This is a genomic window from Lentisphaerota bacterium (assembly GCA_016873675.1).
Classification (GTDB): domain Bacteria; phylum Verrucomicrobiota; class Kiritimatiellia; order RFP12; family JAAYNR01; genus VGWG01.
Genome location: VGWG01000006.1, coordinates 40,151 through 65,236, shown reverse-complemented (window position 1 = coordinate 65,236; position 25,086 = coordinate 40,151). Strand labels below are relative to the sequence as shown.

Genomic DNA, 25,086 nt, shown 5'->3' with positions numbered 1-25,086 from the left:
GTCGAGCCACCGGTCACCACGCCCCGTATGCCGCCGCCCAAGATCACACCCGTCGAGCCACCGGTCCCCACGCCCCGCATGCCGCCGCCCAAGATCACACCCATCGAGCCACCGGACACCACGCCCCGCATGCCGCCCAGGATCACACCCGTCGAGCCACCGGCTCATCTCGATTCGCTAAGGAATGCGTTTAATACGAGCAGGATGAAATCCCGGATGGAGTCCGTTACACCGCAAGAGACTCAGACGGGGCCGGTGAAACCGCAGGAAATCAAGACGAATCCCGTCAGGACGCCAGAGACCCAAACGGAGACCGTTCGCACGCCCCGGGGAGAGCCGGTCGCCGGAAAAGCGCTCCCGGAAGAGAAATCCCCCGTTCCCGGCAGCACGGACACATCGCGTTCGAATGACGACGACGACACGGCTTCTCCCCGCCGCCATGGCGGGTTCCTGACGCCGCGCCCGTGAGCGCGCGATCAGTGCTCATCTGCCAGGATGGCCCGCATGTCCGACAACCCGGCGGCGGTGATCCGGTCGGCGAGTGGAAAAAGTCCCCGTCCCGGATGGACCACATAGAGGTGGTCGAGCGCCAGGTCTTCGAGCGAGACGCGCATGGACTTTGTCACAGACGGGCTGCTGGTGTATTTGCATTCGACGCCCAGCCGACGCGGCCCGGACATCCAGCAGAGGTCCAGTTCCGCCCCGCCGTGCGTGCCCCAGAAGTACGCAGCCGGTTCATCCCGCCAGGCGATGAGCGTTTCCAGCGAAAACCCCTCCCACGATGCGCCGAGAACGGGGTGTGACTCGACATCCGCCAGGGTCTGCAGCCCCAGCAGCGCGTGCAGCAGGCCGGTGTCGCGCAGGTAGATTTTTGGCGCCTTGACCAGCCGTTTTCCGACATTCTCAAACCACGGAGGCAATTGGCGCACCAGCAATGCGCCGGTCAGCAGGTCAAGATGCCGTTTGACGGTCGTGTGGGAAAGCTGCATCGAGCGTCCCACTTCGGACGCATTCCACGTCTGCCCGTGATAGTGGGCCAGCATCGTCAGCAGACGCCGCACCGTCGCAGGCGGCAAATCCACTCCCAACTGTCGCAGGTCTCGCTCGACAAACGCCTGGAGAAAGGCGTTGCGCCATTTCAGGCTGTCGCGGTCGTTCGCAGCCAGATAAGCCAACGGGAATCCGCCCCGGCTCCAGAGCTGGCGCGCCTGCGCGTCCCCCGTCTCATCAAGAGTGAAGCCGCGCATTTCAATAAACTCAATGCGCCCGGCCAGGCTCTCCGACGCATGGCGAAGCAGTTCGGGCGCGGCGCTGCCCAGCAGCAGAAACCGCGCGGGAAGCGGATCACGGTCCGCCAAGACCCGCAGCAGCGGCAGCAGGTCGGGCCGCCGCTGCACCTCGTCAATCACGACGAGGCCGCTGAGCGGTTCCAATGCGAGCTTCGCATCGCGCAGGCGGGCCTCAGACACCGGATCTTCGAGATCAAAATAAGCGGCCGCATCCGCCCCGGCGACCTCCCGCGCCAACGTGCTCTTGCCGCATTGGCGCGGGCCGACCAGCCCGACGCAGCGGCTGCGCCGCAACGCCTCCTGAACGCTGCTAACAAGTCGTTTTCTTGGCATCTTCATGCGTGAATATTGCCACCGTTGCGCTCAATTATCAACCATAAAGTTTTGCGAGACATAGAACTGCCTCCCCACATCCTTCCCACATCCTTCTTGACACCCCCCCTTCTCACGACTATCCTCTCGCCATGGTCGGGAAGGCGACACCCCTTTGTGTTGCTTTTGCTGGGGCTGGCATATTACGCATTTTGGGCATTCCTTATTTCGACGGTGCGTGCGGCATAGAACGCTGTTTTCCCTTACGTTGGGTGTCTGCCATTAGCTATCGGCGGCGCGGCAGCGGTTGTTTTCTATTTCCGGAGGCATCCAACTACCCAAGCGCTGGTCGAGAACCCTAGTGACGCGCTCTGAGAACTTTAACCGGTCATGCGAGGAGACTGAAAATGGCAGATCCAACGGGACGGGACGAGCGTGAACCGATTGCGGTGCTATCGCAACTGAAGGCGAACCTGGGACGGGTGATCCGGGGCAAGTCCGGGGTGATTGACCTGCTGCTAACGGCGCTGCTATCCGACGGCCATGTGCTGATCGAGGACGTTCCCGGCACGGGCAAGACGACGCTGGCGAAAGCCCTGGCCGTCTCGCTCAAGGCCCGGTTCTCCCGCATCCAGTTCACGCCCGACCTCCTGCCCACCGACATCACCGGCGGCATGGTGTACTCAGCCGCCACGGGCAGCTTCACCTTTCGGCCGGGGCCGGTGCAGGCGAACATCGTGCTGGCGGACGAGATCAACCGCGCGTCGCCGCGCACCCAGTCGGCGCTGCTGGAGGCGATGAGCGAGCGGCAGGTGACCACCGAGGGCGAATCGCGTCCGCTTCCCCGCCCGTTCTGGGTGGTCGCGACGCAAAACCCGATCGAGCACAACGGCACCTACCCGCTGCCCGAGGCGCAACTCGACCGCTTCTGTATGAAACTGGCGCTGGGCTATCCCGCCCGCGAGGACGAACTGCAACTGCTGCGTGACCAGGAGACCGCGCATCCGCTGGATGTGCTGACGCCGGTGCTGGAGACCGAGGCGCTGGCGCGGATGCAGGAGGCGGTGCGGCGCGTCGAGGTAGAGGCGTCGGTTCTGGATTACATCGTGCGTCTCGTGGAGCGAACGCGGCGCGAGCCACGGCTGAGGCTCGGGGCGAGCCCGCGCGGGGCGCTGGACTTGCGACGCTGCGCGCAGGCCGCCGCCTTCCTGGCGGACCGCGATGCGGTTCGGCCCGACGATGTGCAGCGGCTGGCCGTCCCCGTGCTCGCGCACCGGCTGCTTGTGGACATCAAGGCCCGCCACGGCGGACTTTCCGGCGAAACGGTGGTCGCCGAGGTGCTGCGGGCGGAGCCCGTTCCCGCATGAAGGGAATCGGTCAGCGCGGCGCGGCCCTCTGGCGGCTGCTGCGGTATCCGCCCGTGGGCCATCAGCATGGTCGGCAGGAGCGCCTCGTCAACCGCTTCCCGCTCGTGCATGGGCTATACTACTGGCTGACCTCCCACGCGACGCTGCGGCTGTATCTCACGGTTCTGATAGGTGTCGTGCCGACGGTCTTCCTCATGCTCACCGAATTTTTTGTCACTTCGCTGTTTTTGGTGGGATTCGCCGTTACTGCGTGGATCGTGGCCTGCATCGCGCTCGGGCTGTTCCTCTGTCCGAGCCTCGCCGTGACGTGTCAGATGCCCGCGCGCGTGGAGTGCGGCAGCCGGTTTGAGACGCGCTATCAGGTACGCAACACGGGCCGTCGGACCGCGCGCAGCATCAGCATCGAAACGCTGGTCTACTCGGGATGGACCCACCTGCGGGTGCGCTCCGCCACGCTGGGCGTCTTGGGTCCGGGAGAGGAAGAGACCGTCTCCAGCGGCGGGAGCGCACTGGCGCGCGGCGTTTACACCCTGCCGGCGTTGCGTTGGGACAGCGATTTTCCGTGCGGTTTCTGGCGATGGGGGCGAACGGATCGTGTTGAGCGCGTGCTGTTTGTCTATCCCCGCTATACGCGCCTCGAATCGCTCGACCTGCCGTTGGGGCCCCGCAACCGCCATGAGCTGTCGGCGTCGATGGACTTGTCACGCGAGGCGTTTGAGTTTCACGGCTGCCGCGAATATCGGGAGGGCGATGCCCTGCGCCATGTGCACCCCCGCTCGTCCGCCCGACTGGGGGTTCCGGTGGTGAAGGAGTTTCAGTCCGAGGGGCGCTCGCGGACGGCATTGCTGGTGGACACCCGGCGCCCGATCCGGCGCCTGGGCCTGGATTTTCATCCACAGGTCAACCCCTTTGAGGCCGCGCTCGCGCTGACGGCGGCGATCGTCGAGGCGCTGTCGGTGACTGATCGCGTCCTCGAACTGCTGATCGCCGGTCCCGATGTGTATCGCTTCGTCAGCGCGGGCCGCGTGGGGTATTTCGAAGACGTGCTGGACATTCTCGCCGGAATCGAGTGCTGCCGGGAGGATCCCTTGGACAAGCTGGAGCCGCTGCTGTTCGAAGAAATCCGGCTGATTCAGAGCGTGTGCTTGGTGTTGACCACATGGGATGCGCGGCGCGCGGCGCTGGTCGCTGAGTTGGAAGCCTGGGAGGTCGGACTCAAGATCGTGCTGCTTACACCGGACGGAAGACGGCCGGATGGACTGCCGCCCGAGGCGCAGTGCCTGATGGCGCTGGCCGTGCTACGGGGCGAAACGTCGGCAGTCTAAGCGGAAGGCGGGGACCTTCATGGCGACAACACCACATCAGAAAGAGGATCGACGGCCGCGAAGCCGCTGGGTTGTGGCGTGTGGGGCTGCGGTGCTGCTGTGGTGCGCGTGGGGCTATTGCCGCGACGGGAACGGATTGGGGTTGCTCTGGACGACGGCCATGCTGGCTGGACTCGCAGTGGTATTGCCGCGGCCCTTTCCGGGAAACGCGCGCTGGCTGATCTGGACGTGGCTGGCCGTCACGGTGATCTGTCTCGCCGCCAACCTGGTGCGGGTGGCAGAGCCGGTGGACGTCTGGAAGCAAAACTACGTGATCGACCGGACCGCCACCGCCGCCTATGCATTGGCCGCGAGCGCGATCTTCTTCCGGATGAGCGCTGTTGGCGTCACCCGAATCGTGGCTGGCGCATTGCCCATGATGATGCTGACGATCGGGCGAGACGGCGTGTTCGGCCGCCCCCCCGCCATCGCCGCGCACATCAGCATCTGGGTGTTTGTGGGGTTGGTGTGCGCACTCGAGCACGCGCGGCAGGCGGCGGAAACGCAATCGGGTCGAGGGCCGTTTGGCTGGCGGGAACTGACGGTGCGGTGCGGCTGGCTGGCCGCGATGCTGGCCCTCGCGATCGGGTTGCGCGTGCCGATCGAGCACGTGGCGATGGCCGCGCAGCGACGGCTGTTGGGGCTGGCCTATCAGACGCGGGGAGGACAGGCCCAGCAGCGCGGCACGGACCTGCCGCTGTCTCGCCCCCTGCCACGGGGGTTCAGCGGACGGATGCGGATCGTCCTGCTGCTCCAGGCCAAACAGTCGCCCGGTTATTTGCGCGAGAGCGTGTTCACGACCTACGCCGACGGTCGCTGGCTTGCGCCCAGTCCGGGCGGTCCGGTTCAACCTCGCGCCGGGGATTCGGGGCGCGCGGGCGAGGACTATCCGCTGGTGCCCGTTCCGACCGGGGCTGTGGACCATCAGGTGCGGGTCGAAGTGCTCTCGCCGCGGATGCTGGTGGCCTTCTGCGTGCCCGGCAACGCCGTGACGCTCGCATTCGAAGGCGGCGGGGAGCCCCGGGCAGATATCAACGGCATGCTGACGGTCGAGGGCGCATTGCCCCTTCAGTACGAGGTCGACGTCGTGACACGCTCGGATGCGCACGCCCACCCGGCTCCGGATGGATTCGGCGATCCCGCTTATCTCGCGTTGCCGATTGCGCTGGCGGGAGCGGTCTCCAATTGGACACAGGCGTGCGCGGGATTGTCGGGAGCGCCAACCGCGCGCGCGGCGGTGCGGACGCTTGAGGATCATTTCGCCCGGACATTCGCGTATCGCACGGATGTTCTCCTGCAGGCGAAGCCGGACCCGCTGATCGATTTCATGGCGCGGCGTGAGGGATTTTGCGTGCATTTCGCAAGCGCGGCGGCGCTGATGCTCCGGTCGATCGGCATCCCGGCCCGCGTGGTGGGCGGGTATGCGTGCGACGAATGGGATCCCTGGCTACAACGGTGGGTGGTGCGAGAGCGCGAGGCGCACGCCTGGGTGGAGGCGTGGGACCGCGAGGCGGGACGGTGGATGCTGGTCGAGGCGACGCCGCCGGATGGTCGGCCAGCGGCCTATCCCAAGCCGGGACTGGTGCGCCGCACTCGGGATCTCTGCATGGCCCTGTGGGATCGGATGATTGCCACGCTCAAGACGATGAGCTTCCTGGCCGTGATCGCCGCAGGGGGGGAGTCGCTCGTCGACGTGGCGTGGCGGCTGTTCCGAGGTCCGGGAGGCTTTCTGCTGCCGGTCGGCGGGCTGGCCGCCATCTGGTTCCGGAGGCGCGCGCGTCGCCGCCGGACGACGCACGAGTCCCTCCTGCGCGCAGCGCTAACCGATGCGATGCGCCGCATCGCGCGGCGCGCGGTCTTCGAGCATCTGCGCCGCCGCGAAGCCGAGGGCTGGGGGGCCTGGCTGACGCGCATACAGCCCGCGCTGCCGCCCGAGACGTTTGCGGACTTGCGCGATCAGGTGGAGGGCTACCAGCGCCTGAGATATCGGGCGCGACTCGACCCGGCTGCGGCGGAAGCGTGGCTGACGCGCGCCGGCAAACCGCCACGTCTGCCGCCAACCCGGGTTGGCGCCTGATTGCCGTACGTGAGAATCAACAAACCCGCGCTAAACCAACTCCGCCAGTCGCGATTCCGATGACCGGCGGATCTCGTCAAACAGGCTCCGGCCGTGCGTATCCATCCCCACAACCGCTTCAAACGCGTCGACCGTCCATTCCCACATCGCCTCGGTCGCTCCAAATTCATCCAGGAAAAACACGCGCCGCACGGCGGTCACCCGTTTGGCCAGTGATGCCGCCGCGCCGCCGACGGCCTGCAGATAGACGCAACCGTGGGTGCGGCAGGCCTCGCGGGTCTTGTCGCCCATCCCCCCCTTACCGAGGATCACGCGCACGCCGTGGCGCGCGATGAGCCCTGCCATATAGGGCTCTTCGCGCGATGACGTGGTCGGGCCGGCGGCCACCACCCGCCAGCCGCCGCCGTCCGCCGGAACCACGACCGGCCCGCAGTGGTAGATCGCCGCATCGCGCAGCGAGACCGGCGTCTCGCCGCCGCTGTGAAGAAAGGCGTGCAGCCGGTCGCGGCCGGTATAGATCGTCCCCGATAGCCGGACCGATTCGCCCGCCTTCAAGGCGCGTACCTGTCGCTCGTCAAACGGGCTTGTGAGCGTCCTGATCGCATCCATCCCTCATCCTCCGTCCCGCATCCGGTCCGCCGCCCCGCCGCTGCACCTGGCACGTCGAATCGTGCGGCTGCCCGCAGCGGACCCGTGACCGGAAAACGTGGCATCAGCGTAGGGCAAACACATGCGGACGTCCAGATTATAAGTGCGGCTCCGAAGAATCGCTGGTCTGTACATTTCGGGCCGATTCTGGCATGCTTGCCTCCGTGAAATTTTCCAGGTTATTGATAAGAATCCCGACAACGCGTTCAACGGGAAAGGCATGATCATGAGGACCCCACGGGCTTCCTGGATGCGGCAGGGCAAGTTTGGGATGATGGTGCACTGGCTGGGGGATCGCACGCCACAGCAGTACGAGCACGAGATCACGGATCACAATGAGGCCGTCAACCAGTTCGATCTGGAGCGGTTTATCGATGGATTCCGTCGTTCTAAGGCCGACTGGCTCATCTTTACGATCGGCCAGAATACGGGGTGTTATGCCAGTCCGAATGCGGTTGCGGACCGCCTGATCGGCCCCGGGCACTGCTCCAAACGCGATCTGGTGCTGGAGATCGCCCGTGAAGTGAAGCAACTCGGACGACGGTTTATCGCCTACATTCCGTCCGGTGTCGGGGGTACGCCTGAGGCCGTGCAGACTGGCTTCGACTGGAAGCCGGAAGGCGTTCCCATGGATGAGGCCCAGCGACGTTACACCGAATTCATTGCGGAGTACGCCCGGCGTTTCGGAACGCTTCTGGACGCCTGGTGGTTCGACGGATTCTACGCCAATCATCCGGCGTACTTCGATTTGCCGCGCTACTCCACGCTCTGGCTCGATGCGGCCCGGGCTGGAAACGCGGATTGCGCCGTGGCGTTCAATGATGCGTCCTTCGCCGCAAGTTTGACCCTTCCGCCTGTCCCGGATCAGGACTATCTCTCGGGGGAAACGTGGTTTCTGGCTCAGGGCAAGGTTCTCCTCCAGCCCGGCTGGAAGGTTTCCAATGAGCCGATGCTTCTGTTGACGCCTGCCACGCATCCCACGCAACCGCCGCCGAACTGCCTCTGGCATTGCCTTGTGCCGATCGATTGCATGTGGGAAACCCGCATCGTGTTTCATGAATGTCAGAATCCGCCGTTTGCCTGGGTTCCGCCGGAACCCAACCAGATGGAGCGTCCGCTGTATTCCACGGACGAACTGGAAAGCGTGGTGCGCGACTTCAAGGCGGTCGGCGGCGGCGTCACCTTCAACGTCGGAATTTTCCAGGAAGGCAACCTCGGCCCGGCGACGGTGGATCGGCTCGCGGCGTTGGCGGGACGGATGGAGGGCCGGCAGCCTGACCCTTCCCAATGATCCGAGAAACGTCAACCTGCCGCATCGGGATGAACACTGCGCAACCGCCACCTGAAAGAATCGGGCCACCCTACCCGGACCCGCTCTTTTCTTGCCCGTTGCCTTTCCGTCTCCAAACGGTTATGCTGTGGGCGTCATGACGGTAGATCAATTTCATGAGGGCCTGCGGCGGGAGGGGCAGTACGAGACACCTGCGGCGGAACGACCGGCGGTGCCGGTGCGGGCCGGGTGGCGGGCGACGTGGCGGTTTTCGTGGCGCGAGGTCGGTACAATCTGGGCGGCGATGCGGTTGAATCGGCGCGGCCTCTTCGACACGGCGGGCTGGGCGCGCGTGGTGTTCGACACTTGGCGCGAGGCGGAGAAGATGGGGGCGGTGATCACCGTCGAGGGGTTCGACGCCCTGCGCGATGTCCGCGGGCCGGTTGTGTATGCGGCCAACCACATGAGCATGTTGGAGACGCTCCTCCTCCCTGCGGCGCTGCTGGCCCATTCCCCGCTGTCGATCGTCCTGAAACGGAGCCTCCTGTCCTATCCGGTCTTTGGCGCCCCGTTGCGTCGCATCCAGCCGATCACCGTTACCCGCAGGAGCGCCCGCGACGACCTGCGCACCGTGTTGGAGACCGGGCGGTTGCGGCTGGAGGCCGGACGCTCGGTGCTGTTGTTTCCGCAGGCGACGCGCCGGTCGGTCTTCCAGGCGGAGCAGTTCAATTCCATGGGAGACAAGCTGGCGCGTGCGGCGGGCGTGCCGCTCGTGCCGGTGGCGCTCAAGACCGATTTTCAAGGCATCGGACGGGTGCTCAAGGATTTCGGGATGGTCGATCCCGCGCGCCCGATCCGGTTTGCGCTGGGACCGGCTCTGTCGGACACCCTCGCGAAAGGGGAGCGTCACCGCCGCTGCGTGGCGTTTATCGAGGAACGCCTGCGGGCGTGGGGCATGCCCGTGGCCGCGAAAGGGGAAACCGAATGATACCGGATCTTCAAGCCAGCCTGCTGTGCGACGATGTGCGCCAGGAACGGAACGGCAAATTCATCCTGATCGGCATTTTCGAGGGACTGGTGGTGACGCAACTGCCAGCCGTCTTCCCCCGCATTTGCCTCGTCAACCGCTGGTGCTGCGGCGAAGGGACGTTCGCCCAGCGCTCGCGGATCATCGCCCCCGACGGACAGACCGTCGTCTGCGAAGGGCAGCAGGTGCCGATCACGCTCTCGGGGCAGGAACAGAATGCCACCAGCGTGGAGGTGTTCGTTAACGTGCGGTTGGCGACCGCGGGCACCCACTGGGTCGAAGTGCTGCTCGGCCAGCAACTCCGGATGCGCTACCCGCTTCATGTCCGCCCCGTCCAGATCAAGCCGCCCATTCAGGAGCGGGAATAAGGCCCGGACGTCGGGGTCTGGCGTGAACCGAACTCCATCTTGACAAAAATCAAATAAATGTCATACTGGATGCTTTTATCGGGAGAATCAGCGACATGGCAGAGCAGGATAGGATTCAGATCGCCGCGACAGGCTCTTGGGTGCCGTCGCATCGCGTGACCAACGACATGCTGGCGAAGACGCTCGACACCACCGACGAGTGGATCGTCTCGCATACCGGCATTCATGCACGGCATGTGGCTCAGGCCGGGGAGACCACGTCGTCCGCCGCCGTGCAGGCGTCGCGGATCGCCCTGAAGCGGGCCGGGGTTGCTCCGGACGAGCTGGGCTGCATCGTGCTGGCCACGTCCACGCCCGACTACACCCTGCCGTCAACGGCCTGTCTGGTGCATCGCGAATTGAAGGCGGGGCGTGCGGCCGCGTTTGACGTGTCGGCCGCCTGCACCGGATTTGTGTACGCGATGGACGTTGCGCGGGGGCTCATGGCTCGCGATCCGCGGCCAACGTTGGTCATTGGCGCGGATCTCATGACGCGGATCGTCGACTGGACCGACCGCAACGTCTGCGTGTTGTTCGGGGATGGCGCGGGCGCGGTTGTGCTGAAGCGGGGGACGGGCGATGCGGGGCTGGGCGAGTCCATCCTGCGGGTGGACAGCGACGGCGCCTTTGCCCTCCGGCGCGAAGGAGGCAACCGACACCATCTGTCGGAGCAGATCGACGTGCCATCGATCCGTCCGTTTCTGTTCATGGACGGCAAACCCGTCTTCAACTTCGCGGTCAAGGCGATCGACGAGATCGTCTCGGAACTGCTGGAGAAGTCGGGGCTGACGCTCAATCAGGTGAAGCTGATTGTCCCCCATCAGGCCAACTTCCGCATCATCGACGCGGCGGCGCGGCGCCTGAAGACCGGCACCGACAAGTTCTTCCTCAACATTGCGGAGGTGGCCAACACATCGGCGGCCAGCATCCCGCTGGCGTTGGACGCCTTGGTGAGCGACAGCCGGTTGCAGGTGGGCGACATTCTGATCTTTGTCGGCTTTGGCGCGGGTCTCACCTATGGCGGCATTCTGGTCCGCTGGGGCTGCAGCGCGCCGCTGGCGGTCGTTTAAGTGAATTACGTGTTTTAACGAAAGGTGCAGAACAATGGAAAACAGACAGCGCGTGGTAGTGACGGGTATGGGTGTGATTTCGCCGATTGGCAACGATGTGCCCACCTTCTGGAACAATATTCAGCACGGCGTTTCGGGGATCGGGCCGCTGACCAAATGTGACACTGCAGGCTTGGACTCGCGGGTGTCGGCCGAAGTCAAGGGGTTTGATCCCAAGGCCTATTTTGAAGTCAAGGAAGTGAAACGGATGGCGCTGTTCACGCAATACGCTGTGGCGGCCGCCAAGGAGGCGTGGCGCGACGCCGGCTTCGAGGGGCCCGCAGCCATGCCCGACCGGACGGCGGTGATCCTGGGCAACGGCATTGGCGGCCGCGAGGTCGACCACGAGGCGCACAAAACGTTATTTGAGAAGGGCGCCCAGCGTATCTCGCCGATGGCTATTCCGAAGCTGATCATCAACGAAGCGGCCGGCAACATCTCGATGACGCTCAACGCGAAGGGACCTGTGCTGACGATCGTGACCGCTTGCGCGTCGGGAACCGACGCGATCGGCGTCGCGCTCGACGCGATCCGCTCGGGTCGCGCCGACGTCGTCATCACCGGCGGCACCGAGGCGGCGATCACCCCGGTGGCGATCGGGGGATTCTGCGCGCTCGGCGCGCTGAGCACCAAATGCAACGACACGCCCAAGAAGGCGTGCCGCCCGTTCGACCTGAACCGTGACGGCTTCGTCATGGGCGAAGGCGCGGGCATCCTCATCATCGAGACGCTGGAGCACGCGCAGAAGCGCGGCGCACGGATTCACGCCGAGTTGGCGGGCTACGGCGCCACCGGCGATGCGTTTCATCTGACGGCACCCGAACCGAGCGGCGACGGCGCGGCCCGCGCCATCCGTGTGGCGCTTCAGGACGCGGGTCTCAAGCCGACTGATATTGATTACTTCAACGCCCACGGCACGTCCACGCCGATCAACGACCCGATGGAGACGCAGGCGATCAAGCTCGCGTTTGGCGATGAGGCGCGCCGCCTCAAGGTCTCGTCCACCAAGAGCATGACCGGCCATATGATCGCCGCCGCCGGCGCGGTCGAAGCGATCGTCTGCGTCCTCGCCTGCCGTGATGGGTTCTGCCCGCCGACGATCAATTACGAGACCCCGGATCCCGCCTGCGATCTGGACTATGTGCCGAATGTCGGCGTCACCATGCCGGTGCGCGCCGCTGTCTCGACCTCGCTCGGCTTCGGCGGCCACAACGGGGCGGTGGTGATCAAACGATTTGACAATGCGTAAGGAACCCGGTGATGACAAAGACCCTGGATGAACTTCTGCCGCATCGGGACCCCTTTCGGTTTCTGGATCGGCTGACCGACGCCCGACTGGATGGGTGCGTGGGCGAGTACACGTTTAAGCCCGACACGCCCTTCTTCAAGGGACACTTTCCCCACTTTCCCGTCGTGCCCGGCGTGATCCTCGTCGAGGCCATGGCCCAGTGCGGCGGCGCCGGCGTGGTGGAGAGCGACCTGGCCAACTCGAAGAACATCCTGCTCGCCAGCGTGACGGAGGCGAAGTTCCGCCGTCCGGTCCGCCCCGGCGAGACGGTCCGCTTCGAGATCGAATACGTCAAGACCTCCCCGCGCCTGCTGCGTCAACGCGGCAAGGCCTATGTCGGCGCTGAGATCGCCGCCGAGGCGGAGTGGGTGTGCATGATGGGTAAGGCGTGAGCCGAACCCGGAACCCTGAACCTGGAGAACGACCACCATGGGATATTCCTGCGTCGTATGTGTGAAGCAAGTGCCGGACACCAAGCGGATTACCGGCCAGGCGATGAAGGAGGACGGCACCGTCAATCGCGCGGCCCTGCCGGCCATCTTCAATCCCGAGGATCTGAACGCCCTCGAAGCGGCCCTGCGCGTGCGCGACCAGCATGGCGGCACGGTGACGGTGATCGCCATGGGCCTGCCCGCGGCGTGTGACGTGCTGCGGGATTCGCTCTTCCGCGGCGCCGACCGGGCGATCCTGATCACGGACCGGCGGGCGGCCGCTTCGGATACGCTGGCCACGAGCTACATTCTGTCGTGCGCCATCCGCAAGCTGACGCCCGACCTGGTCTTCTGCGGCCGCCAGGCCATTGACGGCGACACGGCGCAGGTCGGTCCGCAGCTCGCCGAGAAGCTCGGCTACACGCTCGTGACCTACCTCGAAGAGCTGGAACTCGACGGCCGGACGGCGCGCGTCAAGCGCAACATCGGCAACGGCTACGAGCGGGTCCGTTCGCGCCTGCCCGCCCTCTTCACCGTCATGGAGACGGCCAATCATCCGCGCCCGCCCGCGTTGCTCAAGGTCATGAAGGCCAAGAAGGCCCGCGCGCCGGTCGAGATCGCCAAGGCGGTGGACGGCGCGCTGGGCGCGTCGGCCACGGCCGAGGCGAAGGCCGCCGAGACCGCGCACCGGTGCGCCGAGATGCAGGCCCGCAAGCTGTTGATCACCCAGTGGAACCTCGACGACATCGAGGCCGACCTGGGGTGGTGCGGCGGCGCGGGCAGTCCGACCAAGGTACACCGCATCCAGTCCATCGTGCTGGCGGGCGGCGATTACAAGGAGTTTCCGCCCACCGAGGCCGGCATCGCGAGCCTGATCGGCGAGTTGATCCAGGACCACACCATCGGGTGAAGACAGCGAGGAATCCCACATGATCGAAGTGAATCGAAAAGGCGAAGTCTGGGTGTTTGCGGAGCAGGAGGCCGGCCATCTCTCGGAGGTGCCGCTGGAGCTGCTGAGCAAGGGGCGCGAGCTGGCCGACCAGCTCGGCGTGCCGCTGGCGGCCGTGCTCGTCGGCAGCAAGGTCCGTCCGTTGTGCGCCACGCTCGCGCAGCATGGGGCCGACCTGATCTACCTGGCCGAGGATGGCGTGCTGACGCACTACCAGACCGCGAGCTACACGCGGGTCGTCTGCGACCTGATCACCGCCTACAAGCCGCAGATCTGTCTGTTCGGCGCGACGGCGATCGGCCGCGACCTGGCCCCCACCGTGGCCTCGGCCATGAAGTGCGGGCTGACGGCGGACTGCACGGACCTGCAGATCGGCGACCATACCGACCCGCAGACCAAGGAGCACATCGCCAAGCTGCTGCTGCAGATCCGCCCGGCGTTCGGCGGCAACATCATCGCGACGATCGTCAACCCGCACCGCTGGCCGCAGATGGCGACGGTGCGCGAAGGGGTGATGCGCATGACGGTGGCCGAGGCCGGCCGCACGGGCAAGACGATCAAGTTCCCGGTGAACCTCGCCGGCCTCGACCTGCCGACGGAGGTGGTCGAGTCGCAGCGCCGCGCCAAGAAGGTCAACCTCAAGGGCGCGCGGATCATCGTCGCGGGCGGGGCGGGCGTCGGGAGCCGCGACGCGTTCCGCCTGATCTGGGACCTGGCGAACATCCTCGGCGGGGCCGTGGGCGGCAGCCGCGCGGCGGTGGACCTGGGATACGTGGATCACGACCACCAGGTCGGCCAGACCGGCACGACGGTCCGTCCGGCGCTGTACATCTGCTGCGGCGTGTCGGGCGCGGTGCAGCACCGCGCCGGCATGCAGGAGTCGGCCAAGATCCTGGCCATCAACATCGACAAGGATGCGCCGATCTTCGGCGTCGCGCACTACGGCATCGTGGGCGACCTGAACGAGGTCATACCGCGGATGATCAAGAGCATCCGCTCGGGCGCGAGCCTGTCCGACGCGGTTACCGGCGCAAGCAAAGCATAAGACAGCGAGGATTATCCACCATGGCGAATTTCTTCACCGACAACGAGGACATCCAGTTCCTCTTCCAGCACATGAACCTGGCGCGCGTGGCCGCTCTCCGGGAGCAGAACTTCCGCTTTGCGAAGGAGTTCGACTTTGCGCCGGCCGACGCGCCGGAGGCGCTCGATAACTACCGCCGCATTCTGGAGGTCATCGGCGAGATCGCCGGCGAGCGCGTGGCGCCGACCGCCGCCGACACCGACACGGCCGGCAACATCCTGAACGCCGACGGCAGCGTCACCTACGCGCCGGGAATCGCCGAGGCGGTCAAGCTCCTCGGGCAGGCCGATGCGATGGGTTTCATCCTGCCCTACCGCTTCGGCGGGCTGAACGGCCCGAACCTGCTCTACACGATGTCGAATGACATCGTCAGCCGGGCCGACGCCGCGCTGATGAACATTTACGGGCTCCAGGGCATCGCCGAGACCATCAACGCCTTCGCGAGCGAGGAGATCAAGCGGGACTACCTCCCCCGCATGACGAGCGGCGAATGGACGGGCGCGATGGTGCTGACCGAGCCGGATGCCGGCAGCGACCTGCAGGCGGTGAAGACCAAGGCCTACCAGGACGCCTCCGGGCAGTGGCTGGTCCGCGGCGTGAAACGCTTCATCACCAACGGCTGCGGCCAGGTGCTGCTGGTGCTGGCCCGCACCGAGCCGGAGATCGCCGACGGACGCGGCCTCTCCTGCCTGCTGGTCGAGCGCGGCCCGCGGGTGCGCGTGCGCCGCCTGGAGCACAAGCTCGGCATCAACGGCAGCCCGACCTGCGAGATCTGCTTTGACGACGCCCCGGCCAAGCTGATCGGCGAGCGCCGGCGCGGCCTGATCACGTACGTCATGAGCCTGATGAACGGCGCGCGCATCGGCATCGCCGCGCAGAGCCTGGGCATTGGCGAGGCGGCCTACCGCGTCGCCCGCGCCTACGCCCACAGCCGCAAGCAGTTCAACACCGCCATCGAGAACTTCCCGGCGGTGCGCGACCTGCTCCTCGACATGAGCCTCGATGTGCAGGCGGCGCGCGCGCTGAGCTACTACGCGGCCTATTCCGTGGACCTGGAAGAGGGACTGGGCGTCTGCGTCGCCGAGGCCCAGCAGGCCGCGCCCGACGAGCTCAAGCGTCTGCGCGCCGAGGAGCGCAAGTACAAGGCGTTCAGCAAGATGCTGACCCCGATGGCGAAGTACTTCTCGTCCGAGATGTCCATGCGCGTCTCCAACAGCTCGATGGCCGTGCTCGGCGGCAGCGGCTACATGAAGGACTACGCGGTCGAGCGCCACCTGCGCGACAGCCGCATCACCACGATCTACGAAGGCACCAGCCAGCTCCAGGTGGTCGCCTCTCTGGCGGGCGTCATCGGCGACACCGTGGGCGAGGTCATCCAGGATATCCTGGGCGACCGCGTCTGGCCGCACGAGCTGGAGACGCAGGTGGTCCATATCCGCGAGGGGCAGGCGCTGCTGGCCGAGTCGGTGGCGTTCGTCAAGGCGCAGACGGCCAGCAACGCCTACCGCGACCTCCACGGCCGCAAGCTGGTCGACATGGCGGTCGATCTGATCGTGGCCGCGCTCTTCTGCGACCAGGCCACGGCCAGCCCCAAGAAGCTGCTGGTCGCGAAGCGCTGGCTGGCGGAACGGATGCCGCGGTTACGCATGCTTAAGGAACAGGTGTGCTCGGGCGAAACCTCCGCGCTCACCGACTTTGAGATGCTGGCCGGCCCGTTGCCGGTCGCCGACTAAGAAAGGAGCAATGCCGATGAGTGAGCGTCTGTGGTACTACGCGGTTGACGGCCGTCAGGAGGGACCCGTTCCGGAAAGTGCGCTCCAGCAACTGTTCCAGTCCCAGCGGCTGCGTCCGGAGACTCTGGTCTGGGCCGAAACGATGAAGGATTGGATGTGCGCCTCATCAGTCGAGGGGCTTCTGCCGCCGGGTTCACACCTGCCGCCCGCGCCTCCGATCGCGATGCCTGTGGCCGCGGCGTTCGCGGGGTACGCCGGATTCTGGAAACGGTTTGCGGCGTGCCTCATTGACGGTTTCGTCCTGATGGTCGCCGGATTCGTCGTGGGGTTCATCTTCGGGATGGTGTATGGGGCCGCGACCGGATCTGTCGAGGGTGCGGAGGCCATCGGCAATCTGATTGGCGTCGTCATGGGGTGGCTCTATTCGGCCTTGCTCGAAAGCTCGCCGCGACAGGCCACGCTCGGTAAAATGGCGCTGGGGATCAAGGTCACCGATGTGGACGGCAATCCCATTTCGTTTGCCAAAGCCACAGGCCGGCACTTTGGCAAGATCCTTTCGGTCCTGACCCTGTTTGTCGGCTTCATCATGGTCGGCATCACCGAGCGCAAGCAGGGGCTGCACGACATGATGGCGGGTTGCCTCGTCGTCAACGCCTGATTCGAGCTATCTCAAGCTCAGAAAAGAGACCGAGTTTTACGATCTGTCGCTCGTCGAGAAGCGCAAAAAGGACAGGTCATTCGGTCGCTTCATCAAAACCGCCAAGAAGAGCATGAGGAAGCACTAGGCGGACTCCAGAGGCCGGGGTTGCCGCGAGAGAACGCAAAGAACACGAAGAAAACACATGGAATCGTTCGGGGACAGAAGAGAGGTATTGACCTGACGCCAATCGATCTGGTATACGTAGCACCAAAAGGAGATCGATAGCATGGACACGGTAACCGTATCCCCGAAATATCAGGTCGTCATTCCGGTTGCCGTCAGGGAGCGGGCCCGCATCCGCGCGGGCGAACGCCTGCAGGTCATCTGTTTCGACGATCGCATTGAACTGATCCCGCTCCGCCCCATGCGCAGCATGCGGGGCTTTCTCAAGGGGTATGATGCCCGGTTTGAGCGTGATGAGGAGGACCGGGCATGAACGTTGTCGACACGTCAGGCTGGATCGAGTTCCTGTTCGATGGAAGCCATGCAGGTGTGTTTGCGCCTCTGGTCGAGAACGTGGACGAACTGCTTGTTCCCGTGATTTGCCTGTACGAGGTCTTCAAGAAAGTGAATGCGGTCGCCGACGAGGCGAAGGCCCTGCAGGCCATTGGACAGATGAAACAAGGCCGAGTGATTGAAGTCACCGAAGCGATTGCGCTGCGTGCGGCGCTCATCAGCCTCAAGCACCGTCTGCCCATGGCGGACAGTCTGATCCTGTCGACCGCCTGGTCGGAACGGGCCACGCTCTGGACGCAGGACGGACACTTTGCCGGGCTGCCGGGCGTCGAATACACGAGGCCCAGCCCCCGGGCACCCAGCGGTCGCGGCAAGCCGCGCCGCTGATGCCGCACGCGGGAGAATGCGGGGACAGGAGAATGCGGGGACAGAGAAACTGAGTCGGTGCGCAACACGCTGGACGCGAGAAGGTTGCGTGTGCGGATGGCTGGGACTCGATGCGTGGGAGTAGACAAGGATTTCCTGTCCCTGAGCCCGTCTAACGAATTCGCGCTGTCTTTCCGCGCGGCGGTTTGCTATCGTCTGCCACATGCCCATTGACGCGCCAACCGAATCGCCACAAGACCCCGCCGCCCAGCTCCTGGAGCGTCGCAACCGGAACGTGGGACACCTGCTCCTGTCAGAACGCGCCGTCCCCTATGTGACCCTCCTTGCCGCGATGCTCGCCTTCCGTCGCGAACACGAACTGGAGCCGCTGCACGAGGATCTCCACGCCGCAGTCCGTTCCGCCCTGGGCGGCGAAGCCTACACGGCGGAACTCTTCAACCAGGACTTGCGCCAACTGCTGATCTGGAACCTGATCACCGACCGTCTCGAGAAAGAACGTTTGCGCGGCTACAAGGATAACCGCCGCCGCAAGTTCCGCTACCGCCTCGCCGATGAGGCCGCCGCTTTCCTCCTCTGGCTGGAGGCGCGCCGCCATGACGACCTCGAACCGGCCGACACCGACACCCGCGACCTCCTCTCGGAACTCATCGGCACACTGCGCGAGACGGTCCGGCTTTTTAACAAGACCGGTGTTGAGTCGCTCGACTATGAAACCGCGCGCGGCGTCTTCTACAGGCTCGCGCGCATGGGCGCTCTCACCGACGACGTCAGCCGTACCCTCGGCGATTTCAACGTCCGCCTCCTCGGTTTCGCCACCAGCCGCTACGACGCGCCAACGGCGCGTCTGATCCTCACTGAACTGGATCGCTTCCTCAAGAGGTTTCTCAACCGCATCCACACCCTTCGCACCGAGATTACTCCCGAAATCAGCAAGCTGCGCCAGGGCCGCCTCACGGCCCGCTGGCAGGCGTGCCTCGCTCTCATGCAGGAGGAGAGCCGCGCCAGCGCGCACCTCATGCGCACGCGGCTGCCCCACCCTGAGCACGCGCTGGCCGGCCTGTCCGTCTTCTACGCCGCCGATGGCACGCTGGAGCGGCTCTGCGGCCGCGTCAACACCGCCGCGCTCCACGTCTGGCGCAAGCTCTTCACCCACCTGCGCGAACTCGAGCGCCGCAGCCACCGTCTCGAAGACCTGCGCGCGCGCGTCTCGGAAATGGCCGCGCTTCCCGCTACGGTCGTTCCCGCGGCCTTCCTGCGCCGCCTGCTCGCGCCAGCCCGTCTGGTCGGCGACATGCACTTCTGGGATGAAAACGAAAAGGCCCTGCCGCCCCAGCCGCACTGGGAGCGCCACCGCGTGCGTGCCGAGACGGTGCAGTGGCTCGACGCCAAGCCCCGTGCCGCAGAAGCGCCCGTCCAGTCGCTCGAAGAGGCCCGCTTGGAGGCTCTCAAGACGTGGCTGGCCCAGCGCGGCCTGCTCCCCGCGGCGGACGCAACCCGACTCGTCTCACAGGGCGCCTTCGTCGCGTTCGAGGATTTTCCCCGCCTGCTGGAACTCGCCCGCAACGGTCTGCTCGGCAACGGCGCGCGCCTCGCCAAGCTCGGATTCGCCTTGGAATCCACCGCCGCCCCCGTGCGCGTCGAAGCCGATCGCCACACTCTCGCCTTCCTCGACCAACGGCTGCGGCTGCGTCCCGCCGCGCCCCAACCCCCGCCACACCCATGAGCGCCCTTGACGACCTTCTCCAAAAGCAGAAACCCCGCGTGCAGGCTGTGTTGAACATCCTGCTTGAAGCCCCCTATTTCTACAAGAGCGACCACGAGGAGCACTACCACTTCCTGCGCCGCCACCAGCGCGAGTTCGCCTCCTTCTTCGAGGAGTCCTTCGGCTGGCAACTCGTGGCCGATCCCAAATGCGCCCGGCTCTACAAGGAGACCTGGTACAATGATCGGATCACCCCCGGCAACCGCGACTTGTTCAATTTCACCAGGCGCGACGAGTGCCTGGCCTTCATGCTTCTGCTCGAATTCTTCGAACACAAGCTGGAGGAGGAGTCGGCCAGCATCGAGGAACCCGACAACATCCGCTTCCGCTTTGGCGACCTGCTCCTCTTCACGCGCGATCGCTTCCTCGAACTCTTCCCGGAGCAACCCGACGGCTACGCCGAGGAGGACGTTCGCAAGATCCTCCGCCCGGTCATGCCGCAGCTCGAGAAGTACCGCTTCCTGCTGAAGCTCGATCCGCCGGACGATGAGAAGGTCGCGCCCGACGATACCATCTACGAGTGCCTGCCCGCGCTCTGGCACTACAGCGTCCAGCGGATCTCGCGCCCGCTCGACGAAACGCCCGCACCCCAGCCACCCGCACCCTGAGCCGCTTTGCCATGGACTTCTACCGCATCACCAAGCTCCGTCTCGTCAACTTCCACAACTTCGTGGACGAGACCATCGACATCCCCTCGGGCGGCCACCTCTTCATGCTCGGCGACAACGGCTCGGGCAAGACCACCGTGTTGGACGCGGTCCACTACGTGCTCACCGCCGGCCGCTCGATGGAGTTCAACTCCGCCGCGCGCGTGGCGGGTGCCAGGCACGCAGGCGGCCGCCGTATGCAGGGCGTGGTGATGCGCTACAATATCGAGGCCAACGGCCCGCTCAACCCCAACGGCGGCACCACCTACGCCGCGGTCGAGATCGCCGGGCGCAACGGCCGGCCCGTCACCGCCGCCATCGGCGTCAGCACGCGCAGCATGGACGAGGACGTCGAACGCTGGGGCGCGATCAAGGAGTGTCCACTCGACACGCTGCCCCTGGTTCAGAACGATGGGGAACGCCGCCGCCCCTCCACCAAGGCCGAGCTCAAGGCCGCCCTGGGCGGCACCGGCTATTACGGCCAGATCGGCGCCTATGCCGACGAGATGGCCAGCCGATTCTTCTCCGATGCTGAGACGTTCGAGGACATCTGCCGCTTCCTGGCCACGGGCAAGGCCTACCGCGAGATCGCCTCGCACACCAGCGACTACCACCAGCTCTTCCGCCAACTGCTGCAGGAGCCGCCGCACGAGGTTTTTGAGGAGGTCATCGCCAATCTGAAATCGCTGGAGGAGAGCAAGCAGGATCTCGACAAGCTGCGCGCCAAGCACCGCTTCGCCGAGGATCTCGCGGTCCTTCGCGAGCAGGTCGCCAACGCCCGCATCGACCATGCCGCCAGCCTCTGGCAGGAGCGCCACCTCGCCGGCCGCGAGTTTCAGGATGCCTACGACCGCTGCGACGAGCAGCGCCTCGCCGAGGAGCGCCGCCTCGCCGACCTGCGCGAACAGCAGCAGCGCCTCGACACTCTCGTCGAGACGACCGGCCTGCGCCTCCAGGAGCTGCAGCGCCAGGACGCGCAGGGGCTGGTCTCCAAGGAGCGCGAGGCGCGCCTGAGGGTGGACGAGGCCAAGCTCCGCAACAACCAGGCCCTGAAGAGACTGGTCGTCTGCCAAACCCGGCAGAGCGAGGCGACCGAGGCCGTGACCCGTCTCCGCGAAGCCCTGCGCAAGCAGGTGCAGGCGTTCAGCCGCACGCTGCACAAACTGGGCCGCGCCATGCCGTTCCCCACCGCGCAGCTCGCGGGCGTGCTCGCGGACGCGCCCAAAAATGAAGATCCCGAAGCCGACCTCGCCATGCTGCCCCTGGCCGACACCCGCACCGCCGCGGATGCCGCCGCGCAAGGACTCGACCGCCAGCTCCAGGCCGCGGAAGCGGCCCTCGAACGGCTCGATAAGCGCCTCGCCGAACTCGTGGCCGAAATAGCCGAAAAGCGGAGCCGCGGCGAGGCCGTCCCCGCCGTCAAAGGCTTCGCACAAGCCTGGCAGGCGATCCGGCAAGGGCTGCTGCGCGCCCAGCCGCTCTACGCCGGGCTCGTGCCCGCAGCCGGGACATCGACCCGCGAGCTCGCCGCCCTCGAACAGCTTATCGGCGACGCCGTGCTGGCGACCTGGGTGACCGATGCCGCCAGCGCCGCCGACTTGCGAGGACTCCTCTTCCGCGACTTCCCCGAACAGAGCCTGGCAGTGGTCGGCGACGACACCGAGCCGTTGCCCGCCGCATTCGCGGAGTGGCTCAAGCGCTTCTTCGACCTGCGCGCCTCTGACCCCGCCGCCTTGACCGTGCTCCAGCACCAGCTCGCCGCCAGGCACGGTCCGCACACCGAGAAGTTCCTCGACCGCGACATCCTCCATTTCCGTCTGCGTGAACAGGCGCTCGCCGAGACGCCGCCGCGGCTGATCGGCGAGGAGGTCCGCCGCCGCGAGCTTGAGCGCGAGGTGCGGGAGCTGGAGAAGAAACGCGTCGCGTGCGAAAAGGATCGCAAGGAGACGGCGGCCCAGCACGCCGATCTGAGCGGCCGCCGCGACCAACTGGCCCTCTTCCGGACGCTGCTCAACGAGATCGGCGAAGACGTGCCGCGTCAGCGCGACGCGGTGCTGCAGGGGGTCACCCGGCTGACCCTGGCCCAGAGCGACACGATCAACTCGCGCGAGACCTGCCAGGCGTGCGAGGAGGAACTCCAGACCCGGCAGGACCTCCATGCCGACCTCCTTGTCGCCTTGAAGAAGGAGGGCCTCGAAGGCATCGAGGAACGGCTCCGCGAGGTGGAGCGCAAGTGGCAGCGGCTCAAAGCGGATCATCGCGAAAACATACTCGAATGCGGACGCGTCGACCAGCGGGTGAAGGGGTTGAAAACCTTCTGCGAAGAGAAGCTGAGAGACCTCGCCGCCACGCGCGCCGAGCGCGACGCCGTCCAGGAGCGGTTGCTCGCGCTGGTGGTGCCCGACGGGCCGCTCGACGCGTTCGCGCGCGCGCGCTGCGGCGCCGACGCCGACAGCCGCAGCGCGCTCACCGCGCGCGCCGCCGCGGCCAGCGAGACCGCCGCCGTGACGGCCGAGCAAATCCGCGGCAAGGTGGTGCTGCCCGAAGGGATCGCCTTCGGCTTCGTCTATGACCAACCGGGGAACGCGCTCACCGATCGCCGCGGCCGCACACTGGAGGAGGTGCGGCAAGGCACGCTCCACGAGCTGCGCGAACAGGAGGAGCTGATCAACGAGCAGACGCTCAAGCTCTTCCGCCAATTGGTCATGGACAAACTGGTGAGCGAACTGCAGACCAGCGTGCGCCGTCTCACTGAGATGGCGCGCCGCATCGGACACCTGCTGAAGCAGCGGTCGTTCGGCAACAACCGCTACGCCTTCTCGATCACGCCGCAGGAGTCGTGCAAGCGCCTCTACGATCTCGTCAGCGGCTACCGCGCGCTCGACCCCGAGAAGACCGAGCCCGAGCTGCGCGCCTTCATCGAAGATCACGCCGCGGAGATCATGAGCGCCGAGGTCGGCGAAGTGCCGCCGATCCTCGATTACCGCAACTGGTTCCGCTACGAGCTGAAGGTGCTGACCACCGATTTGGACGGCATCGTCATGGACCGCAAGGTCAAGAGCATCGGCTCGGGCGGCGAACAGGCCGTCCCCAACTACCTGCTGATCCTCACCATCGCGCACTTCCTCTTCGACAAGGAGAAGATCCGCCTCCCCGTGCTGATTTTTGACGAGGCATTCTACGGCATCGACGCCGGTCGGCGCGACCAGTTGCTCGGCTTCGCCAGCGACCTCGACCTCCAGCTCTTCGTCGCTTCGCCCGACCAGGACGGCGTCAAGCGGGAGATTCCCTTCTCCACCTCGATTTTGGTGGTCAAGGACAGCCAGTACAATGTCCACCTCTACCCCTATCACTGGAGCGCCGGACCGCGGCAGCTCGACCTGCTCAACCCGGCGCAGAACGAGCCACGACCGGTCGCCTTCGGCGAGGAGTTGTGAGAGCGGAGATGGCCAGTAATCGGCGATCCGTGATCGGTTTGGATGCAGAGTGAACGATGAGGACGAACCCACGGGTGTTGGATGACCAAGGAGTTTTGGCAAGATCGGCTGGAACGCTGCCCCGGTTTGAGGCCATGGCTGCTGCGCGCGGTGAGGCGGGCGGCCGCCGGTGAGGCGCTGCCCGCCACGCTCACCCTCGGCGAGGTGCCGCAGGAGAAGGCGGTGCGCCGCGCGCTGGAGGAGATCTTTCCCGGCTGCCGCGAGGAGGCGGGCCGCCTGAAAGCGCGGCTTGAGGACGGCCTGCGTAACCCCGTCCGCTGGCAGCCGCTGGTTGAGCTGCTGGGCGTGGCGGCCCAGGCGGCAAAGCCGTCAAACACCAGTGACGCGCTTGTGGTGCGCACACTGCAACGGCTCAAGCTGCTACACCCGGATGCATGCGCTTGCATTGACACGCTGCGGGATTCCGAGTCAATCCTCCGTTTCTTCAGAAGCTGCCCCACGGCATCGGACGATCTGGTCCGGCTCTTTGACGCGCTCGCCGCCTTGCGCGCCGCACCGACCGGCATCACCCTCTCCGAGCTGGGCGCGACCTGTTTCAACGACAGCAAGGCCCTGCGCGCTGGCGCGCGACGTCAGCAGTTGGAGCACCTGATCCGGGTGCAGGCGGGCAATCCGGACGATCCGCCGGAGACGCTCCTCGCCGCCGCCGGCGTCATTGAGAACCCCTACACGGCGCATGTTGTGGTTTTCGCGCCCTTCTCCTACCGCACGCGGGCGGGCGAGTGGCTCGACTGGCCGCATTGCCTGTGGAGCAGGGGCGAGGCGGCGCTGCTTTCGTGCGAGGCGGTGCGGGGTCTGACCGCCGTGCGTTTGGAGGCGCCCTGCCCATGCCTCACCACCAGCGAAAACGCGGCGCCGTATTTGCGGCTGGTCGAGCGGCTGCGCCCCGGCCTCTACACCGAGGGGTACCCGAACGCGGCCGTGCGGACGCTGTTACGCCGGTTCGCGCAAGAGGGTGTGACGGCGGTGCACTGGGGCGATAGCGACCTCGACGGCCTGCGCATCGCCGAACAGATCGCCCGCGTACTGCCGACCCGCCTCTACATGCCGCCGGACGCGGAAACGCTGGCGCGCGCGCGGCTGCCGCTTGACGACGCCCAGCGCCGACGCGCCGAGCGCTTCCTCGACAACCATCCCGATTTTCCGTATGCGGACCGCCTGCGCCACACCCTCGCCCATGGCTGGTTGGAGCAGGAGCAGACCATGGAGATGTTTTTCGACGTGTGAGCGCGAGCCACGAGGGACGGGCCTGAATGGCGAGCGGCCTACTGCTTTCAAATAT

The 25,086-nt window shown here is 65.9% G+C and carries 21 protein-coding genes and 1 pseudogene; 20 read left to right on the top strand and 2 right to left on the bottom strand.

Annotated features, from left to right (window positions below; genetic code table 11):
* Positions 1–476 precede the first annotated feature (476 nt).
* Complete coding sequence (locus FJ222_01920; protein ID MBM4163190.1) at positions 477–1,628, bottom strand: ATP-binding protein; 1,152 nt, start codon at positions 1,626–1,628, stop codon at positions 477–479.
* Between the two features lie 380 nt (positions 1,629–2,008).
* Between FJ222_01920 and FJ222_01915 the strand changes: the two genes are divergently transcribed.
* From FJ222_01915 to FJ222_01905, 3 genes are read left to right on the top strand one after another with little or no spacing between them, the layout of a single operon-like run.
* Positions 2,009–2,968, top strand: coding sequence for a MoxR family ATPase (locus tag FJ222_01915; protein MBM4163189.1), 960 nt, complete (start codon positions 2,009–2,011; stop codon positions 2,966–2,968).
* Positions 2,965–4,293, top strand: coding sequence for a DUF58 domain-containing protein (locus FJ222_01910; protein ID MBM4163188.1), 1,329 nt, complete (start codon positions 2,965–2,967; stop codon positions 4,291–4,293). Before FJ222_01915 ends, FJ222_01910 begins: the two co-directional genes overlap by 4 nt.
* Positions 4,294–4,312: 19 nt before the next feature.
* Positions 4,313–6,409: a transglutaminase domain-containing protein gene (locus FJ222_01905; protein ID MBM4163187.1), complete on the top strand. Its 2,097-nt coding sequence runs from the start codon at positions 4,313–4,315 to the stop codon at positions 6,407–6,409.
* A gap of 30 nt (positions 6,410–6,439) precedes the next feature.
* On the opposite strand, the gene FJ222_01900 is transcribed toward FJ222_01905, so the two are convergent.
* A complete protein-coding gene (locus FJ222_01900) occupies positions 6,440–7,018 on the bottom strand; it encodes a fumarate hydrolyase (GenBank protein ID MBM4163186.1) in 579 nt (192 codons plus the stop codon).
* 265 nt (positions 7,019–7,283) lie between these two features.
* On the opposite strand from FJ222_01900, the gene FJ222_01895 reads away from it, so the two are divergent.
* The 17 genes and pseudogenes from FJ222_01895 (at position 7,284) to FJ222_01815 (ending at position 25,031) form a co-directional block, all read left to right on the top strand.
* Entirely contained in the window at positions 7,284–8,348 is a 1,065-nt protein-coding gene (locus FJ222_01895; protein ID MBM4163185.1) for a hypothetical protein, read from the top strand.
* Positions 8,349–8,484: 136 nt separating this feature from the next.
* The gene (locus FJ222_01890; GenBank protein ID MBM4163184.1) at positions 8,485–9,315 is read left to right on the top strand and encodes a 1-acyl-sn-glycerol-3-phosphate acyltransferase; all 831 of its coding nucleotides are present in this window, start codon (positions 8,485–8,487) and stop codon (positions 9,313–9,315) included.
* Positions 9,312–9,722, top strand: coding sequence for a hypothetical protein (locus tag FJ222_01885; GenBank protein ID MBM4163183.1), 411 nt, complete (start codon positions 9,312–9,314; stop codon positions 9,720–9,722). The genes FJ222_01890 and FJ222_01885 overlap by 4 nt, the downstream gene beginning before the upstream one ends.
* 95 nt (positions 9,723–9,817) lie before the next feature.
* Positions 9,818–10,831 carry a ketoacyl-ACP synthase III gene (locus tag FJ222_01880; protein ID MBM4163182.1) on the top strand — a complete coding sequence of 338 codons (1,014 nt, stop codon included), beginning with the start codon at positions 9,818–9,820 and terminating at the stop codon, positions 10,829–10,831.
* Between the two features lie 34 nt (positions 10,832–10,865).
* A complete protein-coding gene (gene fabF / locus FJ222_01875; protein MBM4163181.1) occupies positions 10,866–12,119 on the top strand; it encodes a beta-ketoacyl-ACP synthase II in 1,254 nt (417 codons plus the stop codon).
* Positions 12,120–12,130: 11 nt separating this feature from the next.
* Positions 12,131–12,550 carry a beta-hydroxyacyl-ACP dehydratase gene (locus FJ222_01870; protein MBM4163180.1) on the top strand — a complete coding sequence of 140 codons (420 nt, stop codon included), beginning with the start codon at positions 12,131–12,133 and terminating at the stop codon, positions 12,548–12,550.
* Between the two features lie 37 nt (positions 12,551–12,587).
* Positions 12,588–13,499 carry an electron transfer flavoprotein subunit beta/FixA family protein gene (locus tag FJ222_01865; protein MBM4163179.1) on the top strand — a complete coding sequence of 304 codons (912 nt, stop codon included), beginning with the start codon at positions 12,588–12,590 and terminating at the stop codon, positions 13,497–13,499.
* Between the two features lie 19 nt (positions 13,500–13,518).
* On the top strand, positions 13,519–14,583 hold the full coding sequence (locus FJ222_01860) for an electron transfer flavoprotein subunit alpha/FixB family protein (GenBank protein ID MBM4163178.1): 1,065 nt from the start codon (positions 13,519–13,521) through the stop codon (positions 14,581–14,583).
* 20 nt (positions 14,584–14,603) lie between these two features.
* Positions 14,604–16,355 carry an acyl-CoA dehydrogenase gene (locus FJ222_01855; protein ID MBM4163177.1) on the top strand — a complete coding sequence of 584 codons (1,752 nt, stop codon included), beginning with the start codon at positions 14,604–14,606 and terminating at the stop codon, positions 16,353–16,355.
* 10 nt (positions 16,356–16,365) lie between these two features.
* Positions 16,366–17,013: an RDD family protein gene (locus tag FJ222_01850; protein ID MBM4163176.1), complete on the top strand. Its 648-nt coding sequence runs from the start codon at positions 16,366–16,368 to the stop codon at positions 17,011–17,013.
* Positions 17,014–17,020: 7 nt separating this feature from the next.
* Positions 17,021–17,140, top strand: a pseudogene (locus FJ222_01845) (ribosome small subunit-dependent GTPase A).
* A gap of 141 nt (positions 17,141–17,281) precedes the next feature.
* The gene (locus FJ222_01840) at positions 17,282–17,491 is read left to right on the top strand and encodes an AbrB/MazE/SpoVT family DNA-binding domain-containing protein (GenBank protein MBM4163175.1); all 210 of its coding nucleotides are present in this window, start codon (positions 17,282–17,284) and stop codon (positions 17,489–17,491) included.
* A complete protein-coding gene (locus FJ222_01835) occupies positions 17,488–17,898 on the top strand; it encodes a type II toxin-antitoxin system VapC family toxin (protein MBM4163174.1) in 411 nt (136 codons plus the stop codon). Before FJ222_01840 ends, FJ222_01835 begins: the two co-directional genes overlap by 4 nt.
* Before the next feature lie 202 nt (positions 17,899–18,100).
* Complete coding sequence (locus tag FJ222_01830; GenBank protein ID MBM4163173.1) at positions 18,101–19,621, top strand: hypothetical protein; 1,521 nt, start codon at positions 18,101–18,103, stop codon at positions 19,619–19,621.
* Positions 19,618–20,268: a DUF2398 family protein gene (locus FJ222_01825; GenBank protein ID MBM4163172.1), complete on the top strand. Its 651-nt coding sequence runs from the start codon at positions 19,618–19,620 to the stop codon at positions 20,266–20,268. Before FJ222_01830 ends, FJ222_01825 begins: the two co-directional genes overlap by 4 nt.
* 11 nt (positions 20,269–20,279) lie before the next feature.
* Positions 20,280–23,744 carry a hypothetical protein gene (locus tag FJ222_01820; GenBank protein ID MBM4163171.1) on the top strand — a complete coding sequence of 1,155 codons (3,465 nt, stop codon included), beginning with the start codon at positions 20,280–20,282 and terminating at the stop codon, positions 23,742–23,744.
* Positions 23,745–23,825: 81 nt separating this feature from the next.
* Positions 23,826–25,031 (top strand): DUF2399 domain-containing protein, encoded by a 1,206-nt coding sequence (locus FJ222_01815; GenBank protein MBM4163170.1) that lies wholly within the window; start codon positions 23,826–23,828, stop codon positions 25,029–25,031.
* Positions 25,032–25,086: the final 55 nt, after the last annotated feature.